This is a genomic window from Mesorhizobium sp. M1295 (assembly GCF_040318135.1).
Taxonomy (GTDB): Bacteria; Pseudomonadota; Alphaproteobacteria; order Rhizobiales; family Rhizobiaceae; genus Mesorhizobium.
The window spans coordinates 155,507-173,958 of the sequence record NZ_JAMYLU010000012.1 but is presented as its reverse complement, the minus strand read 5'-3'; the positions used below and the strand labels follow the sequence as shown (position 1 = coordinate 173,958).

18 protein-coding genes, 1 tRNA gene and 1 pseudogene are annotated in these 18,452 nt (G+C 60.7%); 14 read left to right on the top strand and 6 right to left on the bottom strand.

Features of this window, described 5'->3' with window-relative positions:
• Window positions 1-196 precede the first annotated feature (196 nt).
• The 3 genes from NKH29_RS18375 to NKH29_RS18365 all read right to left on the bottom strand — a co-directional run bounded on the left by NKH29_RS18375 (window position 197) and on the right by NKH29_RS18365 (window position 1,916).
• On the bottom strand, window positions 197-1,381 hold the full coding sequence (locus tag NKH29_RS18375) for a porin (RefSeq protein ID WP_023719899.1): 1,185 nt from the start codon (window positions 1,379-1,381) through the stop codon (window positions 197-199).
• Window positions 1,382-1,479: 98 nt separating this feature from the next.
• On the bottom strand, window positions 1,480-1,731 hold the full coding sequence (locus NKH29_RS18370; RefSeq protein ID WP_023721031.1) for a GIY-YIG nuclease family protein: 252 nt from the start codon (window positions 1,729-1,731) through the stop codon (window positions 1,480-1,482).
• Window positions 1,732-1,825: 94 nt separating this feature from the next.
• Window positions 1,826-1,916 (bottom strand) — tRNA-Ser (locus NKH29_RS18365).
• Window positions 1,917-2,365: 449 nt separating this feature from the next.
• On the opposite strand from NKH29_RS18365, the gene NKH29_RS18360 reads away from it, so the two are divergent.
• Complete coding sequence (locus NKH29_RS18360) at window positions 2,366-3,517, top strand: porin (protein ID WP_352481864.1); 1,152 nt, start codon at window positions 2,366-2,368, stop codon at window positions 3,515-3,517.
• A 275-nt stretch (window positions 3,518-3,792) separates the two neighbouring features.
• Here NKH29_RS18360 and NKH29_RS18355 read toward each other — a convergent pair whose 3' ends face one another.
• Both NKH29_RS18355 and NKH29_RS18350 read right to left on the bottom strand, forming a co-directional pair.
• Window positions 3,793-5,445, bottom strand: coding sequence for a tetratricopeptide repeat-containing sulfotransferase family protein (locus NKH29_RS18355; RefSeq protein WP_353000236.1), 1,653 nt, complete (start codon window positions 5,443-5,445; stop codon window positions 3,793-3,795).
• Window positions 5,446-5,635: 190 nt separating this feature from the next.
• Window positions 5,636-7,287: pseudogene (locus tag NKH29_RS18350) on the bottom strand (tetratricopeptide repeat-containing sulfotransferase family protein).
• 120 nt (window positions 7,288-7,407) lie between these two features.
• Here NKH29_RS18350 and NKH29_RS18345 point away from each other — a divergent pair.
• Window positions 7,408-8,514, top strand: a complete 1,107-nt coding sequence (locus NKH29_RS18345) for a pyridoxal phosphate-dependent aminotransferase (protein WP_352856209.1) — start codon at window positions 7,408-7,410, stop codon at window positions 8,512-8,514.
• 45 nt (window positions 8,515-8,559) lie between these two features.
• Here the strand turns inward: NKH29_RS18345 and NKH29_RS18340 are convergent, their stop codons facing one another.
• Window positions 8,560-9,066 carry a MarR family winged helix-turn-helix transcriptional regulator gene (locus NKH29_RS18340; RefSeq protein ID WP_352848254.1) on the bottom strand — a complete coding sequence of 169 codons (507 nt, stop codon included), beginning with the start codon at window positions 9,064-9,066 and terminating at the stop codon, window positions 8,560-8,562.
• Window positions 9,067-9,264: 198 nt separating this feature from the next.
• Between NKH29_RS18340 and NKH29_RS18335 the strand changes: the two genes are divergently transcribed.
• From NKH29_RS18335 to NKH29_RS18280, 12 genes are all read left to right on the top strand, one after another.
• Window positions 9,265-9,543, top strand: coding sequence for an acylphosphatase (locus tag NKH29_RS18335; RefSeq protein WP_352481870.1), 279 nt, complete (start codon window positions 9,265-9,267; stop codon window positions 9,541-9,543).
• A gap of 143 nt (window positions 9,544-9,686) precedes the next feature.
• Complete coding sequence (locus NKH29_RS18330) at window positions 9,687-10,349, top strand: TetR/AcrR family transcriptional regulator (protein WP_352481871.1); 663 nt, start codon at window positions 9,687-9,689, stop codon at window positions 10,347-10,349.
• Between the two features lie 48 nt (window positions 10,350-10,397).
• Window positions 10,398-11,561, top strand: a complete 1,164-nt coding sequence (locus tag NKH29_RS18325; RefSeq protein WP_352481872.1) for an isovaleryl-CoA dehydrogenase — start codon at window positions 10,398-10,400, stop codon at window positions 11,559-11,561.
• A gap of 82 nt (window positions 11,562-11,643) precedes the next feature.
• Window positions 11,644-12,036 carry an AbrB/MazE/SpoVT family DNA-binding domain-containing protein gene (locus NKH29_RS18320; RefSeq protein WP_023718356.1) on the top strand — a complete coding sequence of 131 codons (393 nt, stop codon included), beginning with the start codon at window positions 11,644-11,646 and terminating at the stop codon, window positions 12,034-12,036.
• Complete coding sequence (locus NKH29_RS18315; RefSeq protein ID WP_023718357.1) at window positions 12,033-12,416, top strand: type II toxin-antitoxin system VapC family toxin; 384 nt, start codon at window positions 12,033-12,035, stop codon at window positions 12,414-12,416. The genes NKH29_RS18320 and NKH29_RS18315 overlap by 4 nt, the downstream gene beginning before the upstream one ends.
• A 4-nt stretch (window positions 12,417-12,420) precedes the next feature.
• Window positions 12,421-14,028, top strand: a complete 1,608-nt coding sequence (locus NKH29_RS18310; RefSeq protein ID WP_352481873.1) for a carboxyl transferase domain-containing protein — start codon at window positions 12,421-12,423, stop codon at window positions 14,026-14,028.
• Window position 14,029: 1 nt separating this feature from the next.
• The gene (locus NKH29_RS18305) at window positions 14,030-14,560 is read left to right on the top strand and encodes an O-acetyl-ADP-ribose deacetylase (protein WP_023718359.1); all 531 of its coding nucleotides are present in this window, start codon (window positions 14,030-14,032) and stop codon (window positions 14,558-14,560) included.
• Between the two features lie 118 nt (window positions 14,561-14,678).
• Complete coding sequence (locus NKH29_RS18300) at window positions 14,679-15,053, top strand: hypothetical protein (RefSeq protein ID WP_023718360.1); 375 nt, start codon at window positions 14,679-14,681, stop codon at window positions 15,051-15,053.
• 45 nt (window positions 15,054-15,098) lie between these two features.
• Entirely contained in the window at window positions 15,099-15,467 is a 369-nt protein-coding gene (locus NKH29_RS18295; protein WP_023718361.1) for a hypothetical protein, read from the top strand.
• A 36-nt stretch (window positions 15,468-15,503) separates the two neighbouring features.
• The gene (locus NKH29_RS18290) at window positions 15,504-15,878 is read left to right on the top strand and encodes a hypothetical protein (RefSeq protein ID WP_023718362.1); all 375 of its coding nucleotides are present in this window, start codon (window positions 15,504-15,506) and stop codon (window positions 15,876-15,878) included.
• A 42-nt stretch (window positions 15,879-15,920) separates the two neighbouring features.
• Window positions 15,921-16,292, top strand: coding sequence for a hypothetical protein (locus tag NKH29_RS18285; RefSeq protein WP_023718363.1), 372 nt, complete (start codon window positions 15,921-15,923; stop codon window positions 16,290-16,292).
• A 112-nt stretch (window positions 16,293-16,404) separates the two neighbouring features.
• Window positions 16,405-18,393, top strand: a complete 1,989-nt coding sequence (locus NKH29_RS18280; RefSeq protein ID WP_023718364.1) for an acetyl/propionyl/methylcrotonyl-CoA carboxylase subunit alpha — start codon at window positions 16,405-16,407, stop codon at window positions 18,391-18,393.
• Window positions 18,394-18,452 lie beyond the last annotated feature (59 nt).

The window sequence follows — 18,452 nt, the reverse complement described above, 5'->3', positions numbered from 1 at the left end:
GCTTGGCGGTGCCCTTTCAAGAGTTTTAAGCGTTGCGGCCGATTTCATCCACCAGTGGTGGATCCCAACGACATCGTTCCACAACCCTGTTCAGCTACCGAACCCCCTTTTCCTTCTGTTTGCTACCAGTCGCGAAAATAAAACAGCCCGGGCGTTGAAGCGCCCGGGCTGGATTTCAGTTGCTTAAGTCCAGCCCTTAGAACGAGCGCTGGAAGCGGAGGACACCGCCGATGCTGTTTTCGTCGGTAGCACCGGTCCAATTGTCGAAATTGTTGTCACCGAAGTGCAGGTAGTCGACTTCGGCCGTGATCGTGAAGCCGGGAACGATGTCGTAGGCAATGTTCGCCGCGATGCCGACGTTCTCGCCTTCGTCATACGCCGCCTGAAGGTTGAACGAGGTCTTCTCGTTGATGGTGTAAGTGCCACCACCCCAAACTGCCCAGTTGCCGCTCCACTGCTTGTAGAAGTTGCGTGGGATATTGTCGTCCGAACCGTAGCCGGCCATCAGGAACAGCGTCAGGTTCTGCATCGGCGTCACGTCCAGGCGAGCCTTGCCTGTCCATTCTTCCACTGCGCTGTCATAGGCTATGACGCCCGAGATCGAACCCCAGCCCTGCGTGTATTTCACGCCGCCGACGACATATGGAACATAGCTGTCGATCGAATCGTGACCCAGGTGGAGCGCGGTGTTGTCGTCGTTGAGGATAAAGCCTTCACCGGTTTCCAACGACGCCACGGCCGAGAAGCCGTTGCCGGCATCGAAGTAGTACTGGATGACGTTGGTGTCGAAGCCGCCGTAGGGAACCAGCGTATCGTTGATGACGTTGCCGGCGTAACCGGTGAACGTATTGAAGGCCGTTTCGTCCTTACCGACGCGGAGACCACCGAGCTGGATCCAGGCGAAGTTCAGCGAAACGCCTCTGCTGCCAAAGCTGGAGAATTGTGCATCAGGGGTGGCCGGGTTGCCGTCGAGATCGACCCCGTGATAACCGGTTCCCCAGTTGAAGCGGGTCTCGGTGTAGGTCTTCAAGGTGCCCATCTCGGTTTCCTGGCCGGTATAGGTCCTCAGCGTGAAGCGAGCCTGCTTGAAATAGCCGTCGTTGACATCGTCCCTGCCTTCCAAGGCTTCCGAAAGGTCTTGGTAACGGGCACCAGTGAACGCGCCCGCATCGCCGGCGGAGATGTCATAGCGGACGTAGCCGCCGATGCGCATGCAGATTTCGGTGCCGGGGATGTAGAAGTAGCCAGCGCCGTAGACGTCGCAAATCTTGACGTATTCAGCGGGTTCCGGCTCGGCGACGACGACGGCGTCGGCGGCGCGCGCACCGGAAACTGCGATCAGTGCCGCAGCGGAGCCGAGAAGAAGGCTCTTGATGTTCATTTTCTGACCTCCAGTCAGAATCGAGGGCGGAGGTCGGCAAAAAGCAGCTCGTTCGGCGGTTTTTATTTATATTTTCAAATAGATAAGTCCTAAGGCCGTCAGTGAGGCCCTGTCCGCCAAAAACGCTTACTGGCGAAGGCCTTGCCTGAACCGGTCTTGAAATATCGCTCGAGTTGCCGTGCGTTGGCCTCGGTTTCAACCCCGATGTAGGACTTCAAAGTTACAGGCAGATAGGCCTTGGTCGAAGTCACATAGCCTGATCGATGCGATTCGAAGCGGCGCCGAAGGTCGTTGGTCGACCCGACGTAGACATCGCCGTTACGAAGTTGCAGGAAATAGACGTACCACATAGTCCCCCTACGCTACTTCGTAGCTTCGGGCGACACCCTACGCCCAAAATGCGGTTCCGGGTGGCCTGCCACCCGAAGCCCGCAGGGCGTAGGGTGGCGGAGAGGATGGGATTCGAACCCACGAGAAGCTTTTGACCTCTACTCCCTTAGCAGGGGAGCGCCTTCGACCACTCGGCCACCTCTCCGTTGCGCCGGTGGATAAAGAAAAGCGCCGGCACAATCAACAAGCTGGCGCTATTATCCTTGAAAAATCGACCCTTCGCCAAAGCGCCGCCCAGCGATGTGGCGATTCTGCGGCGATTCCCTGGTTCGCGACTCGCGCCATGGTCACATTTCGGGCCGACCATCGCCGGAATCCGCCGTTTGCAACGGCTTGCGAAGGGCTGTTGGTTAACGGGAGCTTTCGGAGTGAGGCCAAATCGTGTCATTTGTGCAACAACGCCGGGGTATAGCGCCAACACAAACCTTTTGCCGGTACGATCGTGGTTGAACGCCGCCGTCTCATGGGTAATGTCGGGTTTGAAGGAGCGGCGCGGTGCGCATCTTTTTCGGTAGTGGGGATGGGGCAGGGAACGCTGTCCTTCAGCAAAGAATACCCAGACCCGTTTTTTAACTTTTGACTGGAGGTCAGAAAATGAACATCAAGAGCCTTCTTCTCGGCTCCGCTGCGGCACTGATCGCAGTTTCCGGTGCGCGCGCCGCCGACGCCGTCGTCGTCGCCGAGCCGGAACCCGCTGAATACGTCAAGATTTGCGACGTCTACGGCGCTGGCTACTTCTACATCCCAGGCACCGAAACCTGCCTGCGCATCGGTGGCTATGTCCGCTATGACATCGGCATCGGCGACGTCGGCTCCTTCGACGGTGCGAAGACCACGGACCAGATGGACGGCGGCTCGCAGGATACCTACTACAAGCACGCCCGATTCACGTTGAAGACCTGGACCGGCCAGGAAACCGAGCTCGGCACCTTGAAGACCTACACCGAGACCCGTTTCAACTGGGGTAACCACAACGATTATCTTGATGACAACTTTAACGGCGGTACGAGTGTTTCGCTGAACTTTGCCTGGGTCCAACTCGGTGGTTTGCGCGTCGGCAAAGACGAATCGGCCTTCGACACGTTCATCGGCTACGCCGGCAACGTCATCCAGGATACGCTAGTCCCCTATGGCGGCTTCGACACCAATGTCGTCCAGTACTACTTCGACGCCGGCAACGGCTTCTCGGCCGTGGCTTCGTTGGAAACCGGTTCGGGCAGTGCCGATGCGGATCCTGGCATTTTCCAAGACAGCAACAGCGGCAATGATTCGATCGACAGCTATGTTCCGTATGTGGTCGGCGGTATTAAATACACGCAGGGTTGGGGCTCGATCACCGGTGTTGCCGCCTATGACAGCACTTGGGAAGAGTGGGCCGGCAAGGTTCGCGTCGACGTTACGCCGATACAGAACCTGACACTGTTCGTCATGGCCGGTTACGGTTCGGACGACAACATCGACCGCAACTTCTATAAGCAGTGGGGCGGCAACTGGGCAGTTTGGGGTGGTGGCACCTACACCATCAACGAGAAGACCTCGTTCAACCTCCAAGCATCGGTTGACGACGACAAGAACTACGGCGTCGCCGCGAACATCGCCTACGATATCGTTCCCGGCTTCACGATCACTGCCGAAGTCGATTGGGCTCGCGACGGTCAGTTTGATAAAGCCTACGATCGCAACTGGACCAATGCCGACGACAAGGACAGCGTCGGCGGGATGCTGCGCTTCCAGCGCTCATTCTAACAATCCGAACCTGATTGAGATCGAACCCGGCGGGCCAACCGCCGGGTTTTTCGTATCGGGCGACGCAGCTAACAACTCTCGGTGCATGAATACAGGCTGCCACTGAATACCTATCGCAGGGCTGAGCTGGTCAATTGTAATGCTCGCCGCGCCCGCTTGTCCGAACGTGCAAAAAATGAAGATCTTGGCACGATCTGAAGGGCTGGCCTACAGGATCAACGGATCTCGACAGCAAGTCACCGTCGACCTCGGCCTGCCGAACGCCACCCACTCGTTCAAAGTTCGGCTAGATCTCCCAAGGCGTGAATCAGCGGCTGAATTGTGCTCTCATATTTTTTCCAGCGCTTGACCGATGATGCATAGATCGGCTGCCGCACCTGCCAGCGGCTGGGGGTATTGACCGACCTGTCCTTCTCGAAAAAGCGCAGGCAGGAATCGTCCCAAGGCAAGCCGAGATGATCGATGAGACGGCGCGACTGCGCCTCCTGATCCGCAATCAGCGTCTCGTAGCGGCTTTCGAAAATACGTCCGGGAAAGACCTTATTCCAATGCCGCATCAAGCGATCATATTCACGGTAGTATAGGCCGAGTGTCTCAAGGTCGGCGTTGTAGCCGTGGTCCTTGGTGAAATGCAAGACGAAGCAGGACACGCAATTGTCGATGGCATCGCGCCGGCAATGAATGATGCGCGCGTGGGGAAAAAGAATTCCAATCACTCCGATAAACTCGAAGTTGTGCGGCATCTTGTCGACTATGCGGAGCGCGGCAGGCGCGTGCTGGCGCAGATAAGACAGGTATTCTTCGGCCAGCGCCCTCGACTGATCCCTCGTCATCGACATGATCGAACTGCGCAGGTCCTCATCCGATTGTGTTCTAAAGCCCATCGAGTTCGCGATTCGGCGCAGCTTCGTAAGCTCCCCGGCGCCATGGACGTCCGGATGGCTCGCGCAGATCTGCTCGGTCAGCGTCGTCCCCGACCGGGGCATGCCCAGCACAAACACAGGCACTTCGGATGGACTGCCGTGGCCAGCCTTGGCTTCCAATAGTGACGGGCTGAATATCTCGATCATGGAATCGACACTTCGGCGGTAGTACTCCAGGTCGAAATCGTGACCAGCGGCCTTTTTTGCCTTCTGGAAGTGATCCATCGCCTCATCGTAGCGCTCGAGATCGTTCAGCACTTTGCCTGCGGCGTGATGGAGCTGGGATGCAGCAACCGGTTCGAGCCTGGGATTGGAGAGTTCGCGCAGGATAGAGTCGAGCTCGGCAGGTTTTTCGGTGAACTTTTGCGTGTCGACCAGGTAGTTGTAGGCTGCCCCAACATCGACGCGACGTTCTATTGCCTGATTGAGATAGGCTCTGGCTTCGTCCATGCGACCGAGGCTGGCGAGCGCACCAGCCAGACCAATTCGGACCATGGGATGGTCGCCGTTGATCTTCAGTGCCTTCTCGTAAAGGGGCAAAGCCATCTCGGCCTTGTCGAAGTTGACGTAGGCACGCGCCAGTCCGCAAAGCGCTTCCACCAGATCGGGCTTCAATTCGCAGGCGCGCTGCAGGTGCCTGATAGCAAGCAAGCTGTCGCCAAGCTTCAGACCGGCCTCTCCCAGGCTAAGGTGGAAATACGGATTTTGAGGCGTCTGGCTTACTGCTCGTGCAAAATATTTGAGAGCCAACTCATCGTCGATACCGAGCCCCAGCGTGCCGAGGATGTACAGCGAAAGCGGGTGGTTTGGCGTGCGGGCGAGAACGCGATGGCATAACTCCTCGGCCTCTGGAAGCCGCTTGGCTTGCTGGAGTTCGAGCGCCTGTCGCAACAGCATGTCGTCAGCTTGCGCGCGCGACGGCGGTTTCGCTTTCGGCGGCTGCACTTTCGGCGCCGGGCGGGACTTTATGTGTTTGGACCAAGCGGGCGGCAGTCGGTTGCTCATCATGTCTCGCTAGCAAAATGATCTGGGAGAATCCAGCCTGACGTGCCCGCCCGCCGCAGAACTTGGCAGCCAGGCCGGGAGCTTAGTCTAGCAACCGGTGCCCCGCCGCAATTGCAGCCCCAGCCCACAAACCTGGCGATTCAGATCTCGTGGCCCACACAAATGCAAATTGCCGACTGCAATTCCCGAGTCAAATCTCGGCGAGATCACCGAGCGACTGGATCAGCGGCTGGATTGCGCTCTCATAGTTTTTCCAGCGCTTGACAGATGAACTGTAGATCGGTTGCCGAACCTGCCAGCGACTGGCCGTGTTGACCGATCCCTCCTTGTCGAAGAAGCGCAGGCAGGTATCGTCCAGGGCAATCCAAGATGATCGATCAGACGGCGCGATTGTGCCTCCTGATCCGCAACCAGCGTCTCGTAGCGACTTTCGAAGATGCGTCCGGGAAAAACCTTGTCCCAATGTCGCATCAGGCGATCATATTCACGGTAGTACAGCCCGAGTGTCTGCAGGTCGGCGATGTAGCTGTGTCCCTTGGAGAAATTCTGGAAAAAACACGAGAGGCAATTGTCGATGGCATCGCGACGACAGTGAATAATCCGTACATTGGGGAAGAGAAGCCCTATGAGACCGATCAGTTCGAAATTCCGGGGCATCTTGTCGACGATGCGAAGCGCGGTCGGCGCACGCTCACGAAGATAGGACAGGTGCTCCTCGGCCAGCATTTTGGATAGGTCGGGGGTGATCGGAACGATCGATTGGTCCAAGGTCCGTGCTGAAACCTTCGTGAGGCCGATAGCATTTGCGGCTCGCCTTATCTTTTTCAGCTCTCCGGCGCCATGAACATTCGGGTGGCTCGCGCAAATCTGCTCGGTCAGGGTGGTGCCCGATCGGGGCATGCCCAATACAAACACGGGCACTTCCGACGGGCTTCCATAACCCGCCTTGGCGGCCAACATGTCCGGGTTGAAGAACTCAATCGTGGAGTCGATCCAGCGGCGATAGGTCTCCAGATCGAACTTATAGCCGGCGGCCCGCTTGCCTTTCTTGAAATGATCTATCGCGTCTTCGTAGCGCCCAAGGTCGTTCAGCACTTTGCCGGCAGCGTGATGAAGTGTCGTCGCACTGTCCGGGTCAAGCTTTGGCTCACCAAGCTCGCGCAGGATGGACCTAAGTTCGGCCGGCTCTTCGGTGAATTTGCGCGTACGCACAAGCTCATTATAGGCGGCGGGCATAGCGATGCGACGTTCGATCGCCTCCTTCAGATAGATTTTGGCTTCATCCATGCGACCAAGACCGGTGAGTGCGCTGGCCAGCCCCGTCCGAACGCGGGGATGATCGCGGTTGATCTTGAGCGCTCTCTCGTAAACCGGCACAGCCATGTCAGCCTTGTCGAATTCGACGTAGGCGCGCCCCAATGCGCAAAGCGCCTCCACCAAATCGGGCTTCAACTCCAGAGCGTGCTGGATGTGCGTGATTGCGGGCGAATATTCGCTTACCCTCAGATAAGCTTCACCCAGACTAAGGTGATAATAGGGGTTTCGGGGCTCCACGCCGACGGCTCGCGCCAAATAGCGCAAGGCCATTTCATCGTCGAGCCCGATGAACAGCGTGCCCATGATATACAATGCCAAGGGATGGTTGGGCGTGCGCTCCAGCACGCGGCGGCACAGTTCCTGAGCCTCGGCCAACCGCTTGGCCTGCTGCAAGTCATACGCCTGTTTCAGCAGCGCGTCGTCGGCCTGCACGCGCGTCAATGGTTTCGCCTTCGGCGGTTCCACTTTCGGCGCCGGGTGGGACTTTATATGCTTGGACCAGGCGGGCGGCAGTCGGTTGCTCATCATGTCTCGCTAGCAAAATGATCCGCGAGAATCCAGCCTGACCGTCGCCGCCGTTCGTGGAACTTGCGCAGGCCCAGCCGGCAGGCTAGCAAGAAGGCCCTTTTTGAACGAGCCTTTGCCATGCGCCCTCCCCTGACGCCAATCATCAGCGCGCTTCCCTCGACGGTGCCATTTGTCGGTCCGGAGGCGCAGGAGCGTGATCGCGGCCGCGCCTTTCGCGCCCGTATCGGCGCCAATGAGAGCAGCTTTGGCCCCTCGCTGCGGGTCGTTGCCCGCATGGCCGAGATTGCCGGCGACATGTGGATGTATTGCGACCCCGACAATCACGATTTGAAGGTAGCCGTGGCCCGACATCTCGGTGTCGGCGCCGAAAACGTCGTCGTCGGCGAAGGCATAGACGGGCTGCTCAGCCTGGTGGCGCGCATGTATGTGGCGCCCGGCGACGCGGTGGTGACCTCGCGCGGCGCCTATCCGACCTTCAACTTTCATGTTGCCGGCGTCGGCGGCCGGCTGGTCGCGGTGCCTTACGAGAACGACCGGGAAAACCTGGACGGCCTGCTGGCGGCAGTGGCCAGGGACAAGGCGCCGCTGGTCTATCTGTCCAACCCGGACAATCCGATGGGCAGTTGGTGGGAAGCGGCCGAGCTCAGCCGCTTCATCGAGGCCTTGCCGGAGACCACAATGCTGGTGCTCGACGAGGCGTATGGCGAATTAGGGCCAGCCTCAGCGATGCCGCCGATCGATGTGGCGCGGCCGAACGTCATCCGCATGCGCACCTTCTCCAAGGCCTATGGGCTAGCCGGCATACGCTGCGGCTACGCGGTGGCCGAAGCCCAGGTGATTCGCGATTTTGAGAAGATCCGCAACCATTACGGCGTCAGCCGCATGGCGCAGATCGCCGGCGTCGAGGCGCTTGCCGATCAGGCCTGGCTGGAGAGCGTGGTGGCGCGGGTCGCGGCCGGCCGCCGGCGCATCGCCGGAATAGCCGAGGCGAACGGGCTGAAGCCGCTGGCTTCGGCGACCAATTTCGTCACCATCGACTGCGGCCGCGACGGCGCCTTCGCGCTGAAGGTGCTGCGGGCGCTGTTGTCGCGCGACGTGTTCATCCGCAAGCCGATGGTGCCAGTGCTCGACCGCTGCATCCGGGTCAGCGTCGGCCTCGATCACGAGCTCGACATTTTTGCCGAGGAACTGCCTGGCGCACTGGCGGCAGCGCGGGGGAATTGAGGCGCCAAAAGGGGCGACGGAACACCACGACCTCCAGTACTGCCGCTATTTCTCCCCACCACCAAGCAGGCGCATGACGCGTTTCAAGGCGTCCGATAATTCGGCAGCCGCGTCATCGGCGAGGCCGGCCGTCAGCCGGGCGAGATCGCGATCCGTCGCAGCCTGAAGCCTGGCGAGTTCCGCACTTCCGCGAGCGGTTAGCGACAGGATGCGTCTGCGCCGATCGGCTGGGTCAGTGCGTATCTCGGTCAGGCCAGCGGCGGCGAATCTCCTCAGGATGCGTGTGACATAGGCCGGATCGAGCCGGAGTTCGGCGGCGATTTCGGAGGCCGCCGGCCCGAGATCGAGGTGGAACGCCCGTGCCAGAAACCCAGCCTCACCGCCGCTATTGGCGGCAGCGCGGGATCGGTCGCCCAATTCGAACAGCAGCCGCGCCTCGCCCAGCGTATAGGCGCTGTGCGTCAAGGTCAGGTCGAGCAGCCCGATCAGGCGCGTGTAGAAGCGATTGAAGCAACGTATCTCCGCGACAAGGGCATTCCGATCGGCCGGCATGACGACCTCCTTCGGGCTGATCGCTCCTAAGGACCATGATGGTCTATTATTTGACTTAGTCAATCATTCGATGGAGACGCCGCCTATCTCGCACGTGAAGCTGGCGGATAGCGATCGGCAGAGAGACCTTCGATGCACGTTGCCTGGTTGAATTTGCACAGCGATGCGCCAGACTCGACTCAGAAGATGGAGAGCGCGATGGCCGACCGGACGGTGCAGGTACGCATATACGGCAAGGTGCAGGGCGTCAGCTATCGGGTCTGGGCGCGGCGCGAGGCGTCTGGACTTGGCCTTGCCGGTTGGGTGCGCAACGAAATTGACGGCTCGGTGACAGCCTTGATTGCAGGGGCCGATGCGGCGGTCTCGACAATGATCGAACGGCTTCGGCAAGGGCCGCCAGGGGCAGCGGTTTCGAAAGTTGACGTCGAGGAGATCGAGGCACGCGACATGTCCGCGGGTTTCAGGATTGTTGCCTAGAAAGGCATGATCCTGCTCATTCGCTTCCATCGCACAAAATCTCCAGGGTGCAGATAGAGCAAACCTGAAGCCAATGCCTTACCCGAACACACTCCTTGAATTAATTGAACGTTTGTTTTATTGTGCTGAAAAGGCGGCTTGTCATGGCGCGTACGACCGGTTCCGACGGAGAGAAGACCGAAGCTGCGGTCCGCGAGGCGGCGGTCAGCCTGATTGCGCGTCTCGGCTACGAGGCGATGTCGATGCGCCAGCTGGCGGCCGAGGTCGGCGTCCAGGCAGCGGCGCTTTACCGCTATTTCCCGACCAAGCAGGACCTTCTGTTCACGCTGATGCGCGAGCATATGGAAGGCTTGATCGAGGCGTGGCGCGCAACACGCCCTGTCGGCGCCGATCCGGCAGCGCGGCTCGCCGCCTATGTCGAAAACCACATCGCTTTCCACGTCGAACGCCGCCATTCCACCCATGTCTCGAACATGGAGCTGCGCAGCCTGTCGCACGAAAGACTCACGCAGATCCTGCGCATGCGCACCGCTTACGAGAAGGAGCTGCGCGCCATTCTGCGCGACGGCGTCGAAGCGGGCTTGTTCAGCGTCGAGGACACCGGGCTCACCGCCATGGCGCTGATCCAGATGATGACCGGCGTCATCGTGTGGTTCCGGCCGGGCGAACGGCTGTCGATCGCCGAAGTCACCGCTACATATCTAGCAATGACAATGCGCCTTGTTGGAGCAAAGAGCGATGGCGCGAGGACGAGCCACGGCACCGTGCGTCCATTCGAGCGCGCAAAGGACGCTGTAGCACTTTGATTTCGCGCATGATCCCGATTTTCGCGGTCGTGCGCCGGGAGGAACGGCATGTACACGCAGACGCTCAACTTCGGGCTTGACGAAGACATCGAGGCGCTGCGCGATCTGGTGCGGCGCTTCGCCCAGGAGAAAATCGCGCCGATAGCCGCCGAGATCGACCGCTCGAACGAATTCCCGGCACATCTGTGGGTGGAGCTCGGCGGGCTCGGCCTGCTCGGCATCACCGCCGATCCCGATTTCGGCGGCAGCGGCATGGGCTACCTCGCCCATGTCGTGGCGATGGAGGAGATTTCGCGCGCCTCGGCCTCGGTCGGCCTCTCTTACGGCGCCCATTCCAACCTGTGCGTCAATCAGATCAACCGCTGGGCGACGCAGGCACAGAAAGAAAAATATCTGCCTTCGCTCTGCAGCGGCGAAAAGGTCGGGGCACTGGCGATGTCGGAATCGGGTGCCGGCTCAGATGTCGTGTCGCTGCGCCTGCGCGCCGAAAAGCGCAATGATCGCTACGTGCTCAACGGCACCAAAATGTGGATCACCAACGGGCCGGATGCCGAGACGCTGGTCGTCTACGCCAAGACCGATCCGGAACTCCATTCGCGCGGCATCACCGCTTTCATCGTCGAAAAGGCTTTTGCCGGTTTTTCCGTTGCGCAAAAGCTCGACAAGCTCGGCATGCGCGGCTCGAACACCGGCGAGCTGGTGTTCGAGGATGTCGAAGTGCCGTTCGACAATGTGCTGCACGAGGAAGGGCGCGGCGTCGAGGTGCTGATGTCGGGCCTCGACTACGAACGCGCCGTGCTGGCCGGCGGCCCGATCGGGCTGATGGCTGCGTGCCTCGACGTGGCGATACCTTACGTGCACGAACGCAAGCAGTTCGGCCAGCCGATCGGCGAATTCCAGCTGGTGCAAGGCAAGCTCGCCGACATGTATGCGACGATGAATGCGGCGCGTGCTTACGTCTATGCCGTAGCCGCCGCCTGCGATCGCGGTGAGACGACGCGCAAGGACGCCGCCGGGTGCGTGCTGTTCGCCGCCGAAAAGGCGACGCTGATGGCGCTCGACGCCATCCAGCTTTTGGGCGGCAACGGCTACATCAACGATTACCCTACCGGCCGGCTGCTGCGCGACGCCAAGCTCTACGAGATCGGCGCCGGCACCAGCGAAATCCGTCGCTGGCTGATCGGGCGGGAAATCATGGCGGAGGGCGCCTAATGGCATTCTTTTGAGATTTGCCAGAAGCCGCACGATATGGCATACTTCTGGACATATGCCATAAATACAAGCGAGACGGACCATGGCGGGCAGAACGGGAAAGTCCGGATTTGATGAAGATCCGCAAGCACAGTTCGATGCTGGCGCTCGCAAAACGCGGCTTCGGGTTCCGGCGAAACGCGAGCGCGTCAAGCTTGGCGAGGGCGGGCGCTTCGTCATCCCTGCTGCGATGCGCGAGGAGATGGGCGTGAAGCCTGGCGAGGACATGATCCTTCATGTCGAAAACGGCGAGTTGCGGGTAAGATCGTGGCTGCAGAATCTGCGACGCGTTCAGGCCGAATTGTCGGCGCTGAAACAGCCCGGTGAAAGCGTCGTCGACGAATTTCTGAAGGAGCGGCGGGAAGAGCAGCGTCGAAGCGACAAGCGTCTCGACCGGCTTCACGCCGAAGGGACGACAGGAAAGCGGGTGAAATGAAGCCCTACGTCATGGACAGTTCGGCGGCGCTCGCAATCCTGCTCAACGAGCAAGGCACCGAGAATGCTTTGGGGTTCGCGCCGGATGCACAATGCAGTTCAGTCAATGCGGCCGAGATCATTGCCAAGCTGATCGACAAGGGACGCAGCTTGGAACAGGCTGCCGACGACCTCGGAAGTCTCGGCATGCCGATCGCCGTTTTCGACCAAGCGATGGGCATCGCCGCCGGCCAGCTTCGCCAACTGACGCGGCATCGCGGCTTGTCGCTGGGCGATCGGGCCTGCCTGGCGCTGGCGATTCGCGAGAACGCCATTGCCGTCACCGCCGATCGCGACTGGGGCGACCTGGATGTCGGCTGCAAGATCGAGCTGATCCGGTAGCGCCATGGCCCCCCTCACCTCGCAGATCTCGCCCGTCTCCGATATTTTCCGCGCCAATGCCGAGCGCATGCGGGCGCTGGTCGCCGATATTGCGGAAAAGGCTGCTACGGTCGAACACGGCGGCTCGGAGGAAGCGCGTGAGCGGCATGTTTCGCGCGGCAAGCTCCTGCCGCGGCAACGTCTTGCCCAATTGCTCGATACCGGCTCGCCCTTCCTCGAGATCGGCCAGTTCGCGGCGTGGTCGATGTATGGCGAGGACATCTCCTCGGCCGGCCTCATCGCCGGCGTCGGCCGCGTCGAAGGCACCGAAGTCATGGTCGTCGTCAATGACGCCACGGTGAAGGGCGGCACCTATTATCCACTGACGGTGAAGAAGCATCTGCGTGCACAGGAGATCGCATTGCAGAACAATCTGCCTTGCGTCTATCTGGTCGACAGCGGCGGCGCCAATCTGCCCAATCAGGACGAGGTGTTTCCCGACCGCGATCATTTCGGCCGCATCTTCTACAACCAGGCCAACATGTCGGCCGCCGGCATTCCGCAGATCGCCTGCGTCATGGGTTCATGCACGGCCGGCGGCGCCTATGTGCCTGCGATGTCGGACGAGACAATCATGGTGCGCAACCAGGCGACCATCTTTCTCGGCGGGCCGCCGCTGGTGAAAGCGGCCACCGGCGAGGACGTCACCGCCGAGGACCTCGGTGGTGCCGACGTGCACACAAGGCTTTCCGGCGTTGCCGATCACTATGCGCTCGACGACGAGCATGCGCTGGCAATATGCCGGCGTATCGTCAAAAACCTGAATCGGAACAAGACTGTAAGCCTGGCCCTGAAGAAATCGATCCCACCGCTTCACGATCCACATGAACTCTACGGCATCGTACCGACGGATCTGCGCCAGCCTTACGACGTGCGCGAGGTGATCGCCCGCATCGTCGACGGCTCCGAGTTCGATGAGTTCAAGCAGAATTACGGCACCACGCTGGTCACCGGTTTTGCCCATCTCAACGGCATGCCGGTCGGCATCGTCGCCAACAATGGCGTGCTGTTTTCGGAAAGCGCGCTGAAGGGCGCGCACTTCATCGAACTGTGCTGCCAGCGCAAGATCCCGCTGGTCTTCCTGCAAAACATCACCGGTTTCATGGTCGGGCGAAAATACGAGGCCGGCGGCATCGCCAAGGATGGCGCCAAGCTGGTCATGGCGGTCGCAACGGCCAAGGTGCCGAAGGTGACCGTGATCATCGGCGGCTCGTTCGGCGCCGGCAATTACGGTATGTGCGGACGCGCCTATTCGCCACGCTTCCTGTGGATGTGGCCGAATGCCCGCATCTCGGTGATGGGCGGCGAACAGGCAGCAACGGTGCTGGCCGTGGTCAAGCGCGAAGGCATCGAGCGCAAGGGTGGCGAGTGGAGCGCCGAAGAGGAAGCAAAATTCAAGAAGCCGATCCTGATGAAGTACGAGCATGAAGGTCACCCGCTCTATTCGTCGGCAAGGCTCTGGGACGACGGCATCATCGATCCGGCGAAGACCCGCGAGGTGCTGGCGCTAAGCCTGTCGGCCGCGCTGAACGCCGGGATCGAGGAGACCCGGTTCGGCGTGTTCAGGATGTGAGATGAGCGAAATCGACCAGAGGATTCGCGTTCACACCGGCGACATCACGAAGCTGGCGGTCGATGCAATCGTCAACGCCGCCAACACCTCGCTTCTCGGCGGCGGCGGCGTGGACGGCGCCATCCACCGGGCGGCCGGCCCCGAGCTTGAGTTCGAATGCCGGATGCTGAATGGCTGCAAGGTTGGCGAGGCAAAACTCACCAAGGGCTACAGGCTGCCGGCACACTACATCATCCACACGGTCGGACCGGTCTGGCAAGGCGGCAGCAAAGGAGAGGCCGAGCTGCTCGCCTCCTGCTATCGCCGGTCACTCGAAATCGCCGCCGCAAAGGACTGCCGGACGGTGGCGTTTCCAGCGATCTCGACCGGTGTCTACCGCTATCCTAAGGATCAGGCGACGCAAATTGCTGTCGGTGCCGTGAGTGCCTTCATCGGCCAGAACATCGTTCCGGAAACCGTCATTTTCTGCTGCTTCGACGAGCCGACGGCCGAACTGTATCAGCGGGTCGTTGCTGCACTCGGCAGGGTGTGACCCTGCGCGGGCGACGAACCCGTCCACACCTCCAGACCATTTTTTTGCTTCTTCATCTGGCCAGCCGAAAGAATTACGGCTATTGGTCATCGCAAATACCAATGGGGATTGGGCGAAGATGAAACGGCGGCTTTTCAAGGAAACAACTGCGTCTATACTTGCGGGGTTGCTTATATTAGCGACGCCTGGCGTCAGTGCAGCGGCGTCGCTGGCTGGGAAAGTCGGCGACAAGCGTTCCTTCGTGTATCTCCCTCAGCAAGGCTCGGAAGGCAATTGCAGGCAGGCCTACAACGCCTATGTGGCTGCGGCCGGTCATTCCGCCTACGCATCGACCATCACCGGAGCAAGGGTCCTGTATTTCGTCTGCGGCGTGCACATTAACGCACCGTCCCAGAAGGCTGCCGAAGCGCTCGCGCTTAAGTCATGCGAATCCGGTCGCAAGAAGTTCAAAGTGGACATGGTCGGCGGCTGCGGCGTAGTCGCTTCCAAGTAGCTTTCGGCATCAAAGGGCCAGATAGCAATGGGGGATAGGGCGAAGATGAGACTTCAGCTTTTTCAGAAAACAACTGTATCCATATTTGCAGGGTTGCTCGTGTTGGGGGCGCCCGGTATCGGAGCAGCGGAGTCGCTGGCGGGAAGCAAGGGCGACAGCCGCTATCCCGTCTATTTCGCACCTGGCTCGACGGGAGGCTGTCAGAAGGCATACAGGGCCTATGTGGCGACCGGCAGCCATTCCGCTTATGCGTCGACTCCATTCAATTGGGCGACCGAGTTCATGATTTGCGCGCGTGCAAATGCAACGTCGCAAAAGGCTGCAGAGGCGCAGGCGCTGAAATCCTGCCAGTCAGCCAAGAGGAGCTACAAGGTCACAACCGCGGGAGCTTGCAGCATCGCTGCCTCCAAGTAGGAGATGCTGTTGGCGTTCGCTCTTCCAGGGGGAAAAATGACACCGAGACACGTCAAAAGTACAATCGCTTCGATACTTGCCGGCTTTCTTGTATTCACGGCACCTGGCATAGGAACGGCGGAATCGCTGGCGGGAAGCAAGGGCGAGACCCGTTTCTACCCCTATTTGCCGAAGAATCCGAAGGATCCATGCACCATGGCTTACAAGGCCTATGTAGCGGCCGGTGGCCATTCGGCCTATGCAAGCACTCCGTATTCCCGGGTGCGTTCGCTGTACATCATATGCGGCTCGCGCTTGAATGCACCATCACAGCAAGCTGCCGAAGAGTTGGCGTTAAAATCCTGTCAGGCCACCCGCAACAGTTATAAGGTTACGACAGGCGGAGGCTGCGAAATAGCCGCCTCCAAATAGCTGAATATCTGCCAGTCTTGGGTTTTTCAAATGGGTTGGGCAATGAAATCTTTATCCATCAGGCGAGCAACCATATTGGTACTTGCACTGTTCGTGGCCTCTGCACCGAATATTGGCGCTGCCGAATCGCTAGCTGGAAGCAAGGGCGACGTCCGTTTCTACCCGTATTTGCCGGCAACCGCGGATCGGCCGTGTACCAAGGCATATAAGGCGTATGTGGCGGCCAGCGGCCATTCAGCCTATGCGACCACTCCGTATTCCAGAGTGCGTTCGTTGTACATCATGTGCGGCTCGCGCTTGAATGCGCCCTCGCAAAAGGCTGCCGAGGATATGGCTATGAAATCCTGCCAGGCCACCCGCAGCCATTACAAGGTCACGACCGGTGGAGCTTGCGAAATCGCGGCCTCCAAGTAGGCAGGCCTCGCTTGCCTATCCTTTGACGGCCAGATTACAAAGCGGGGTATTGCCGCAGCTCGCGTGAAGAGAATTCGCGCCGTTGGCGGCGAGCTCTGCCTGTGGAGGCCCGATGTTCGCCAAGATCCTGATCGCCAACCGTGGCGAGATCGCCTGCCGGGTGGTCCGCACGGCACGCAGGATGGGTGTGCGCAGCGTCGCCGTCTATTCTGACGCCGACGCTCGCGCCTTGCATGTCGAGACGGCGGACGAGGCGGTGCATATCGGTCCCTCGCCTGCCGGCGAAAGCTATCTGCGGGGTAACAAGATCATCGCGGCGGCCTTGGCCACGGGTGCCGAGGCCATTCATCCGGGCTACGGCTTTCTCTCGGAAAATCCCGACTTCGTCGACCAGGTGGTCGCGGCGGGGCTGATCTTCATCGGGCCGTCGGCGGCCTCGATCCGCGCCATGGGATTGAAGGACGCGGCTAAGCGGCTGATGGAAAAGGCCGGCGTGCCGGTGGTGCCGGGCTATCATGGCGAGGCGCAGGAGATCGTGTTGCTCGCCTCCAAGGCGCGCGAGATCGGCTACCCCGTATTGATCAAGGCGCGCGCCGGTGGCGGCGGCAAGGGCATGCGGCGCGTCGAGCATCCCGATGATTTTTCGGAAGCACTGTCTGGCGCGCGGCGCGAGGCGAAGGCCGCCTTCGGTGACGACCGCGTTTTGGTGGAAAAATATGTCGACAAGCCGCGCCACATCGAAGTGCAGATATTCGGCGACAGTTTCGGCAATGTCGTGCACCTCTACGAGCGCGACTGCTCGGCGCAACGCCGCCACCAGAAGGTGATCGAGGAGGCGCCTGCCCCCGGCATGACGCCGGCGTTGCGCAAGGCGATGACCGAGGCGGCGGTGAAGGCCGCCAAGGCAATCCACTATTCCGGCGCCGGCACCATCGAGTTCATCGTCGATGCCTCGCAAGGTCTGAAGGCCGACCGTTTCTGGTTCATGGAAATGAACACCCGCCTGCAGGTCGAGCACCCGGTCACCGAAATGGTCACCGGCATCGACCTGGTCGAGTGGCAGTTGCGGGTGGCCTCCGGCGAAAAACTGCCGAAGACGCAGAGCGAGGTCGCGCTCTCCGGCCACGCCTTCGAGGCGCGCATCTATGCCGAGGACGCAGCAAGAGGGTTTTTGCCGGCGACCGGCACCTTGCACCATTTAAAATTTCCGCAACCGGCGCCCGAAGGTGCGAGCATGCGCATCGAAACCGGTGTGCGCGCCGGCGATGCGATCTCGCCGTTTTACGATCCGATGATCGCCAAGCTGGTCATCCATGGCAAGGACAGGCGGACGGCGCTCACGGCACTCGGCGCGGCGCTGTCGCAGACCGAAATCGCCGGCTCGACGGTCAACACCGCCTTTCTTGCCGCGCTGGCCGCTGATGCGGATTTTGCGGCGGGCGATGTCGATACCGACCTGATCGCCAGGCATCAGCAGGCGCTGACGGCGGTTCCGCCGCCGAGCGGTGAGACGATTGCCGCTGCGGCACTTGCCGCGTCTGGTGCGGGCGACTTGCCGTCCTCCGACGATCCCTGGTCGTCACTGGCCGGCTATGCGCATTTCCACGCGGTGGCGCGGCGCACGCTGCTGAGATTTGGCGAGCAGGGGATCGTCGCGCGCGTATCGGTGCGGCCGGACGGGCGGTTCGAGGTGGCGCTGGATGCCCCCTATGACAGCGCCAATTCGCATGATCTCCGCGCCGCGCCTCGCCTCGCCCGCTGGCCGGGCCACGTCACGGTCTTCGAAGGCGCCATCGGCTACGGTTTTGCCGTGCCGGATCCGCTGGCGCGGGCCGACGAAGCCGCAGCCGCTTCCGGCAGCCTGCGCGCGCCAATGCCGGGACTGGTCAAATTGGTTCGTGCTGGCAAAGGCGAGGCCGTGATCAAGGGGCAGCCGCTGCTGATCCTGGAGGCGATGAAGATGGAGCACACCATTGCCGCCCCCCATGACGGGGTAATCGCCGAAATCGCTGCCGAAGGCGCGCAGGTCACCGACGGAACCGTGCTGGTTCGCTTTGCCGAGGAACCACAGCTGACTGCTGTTTCCCTATCCACGAAGTGATCTCGAACGCGTCACAAAGGCATCGCCAAGAACAACATGGCCGGGTTTGACCCCGGCCA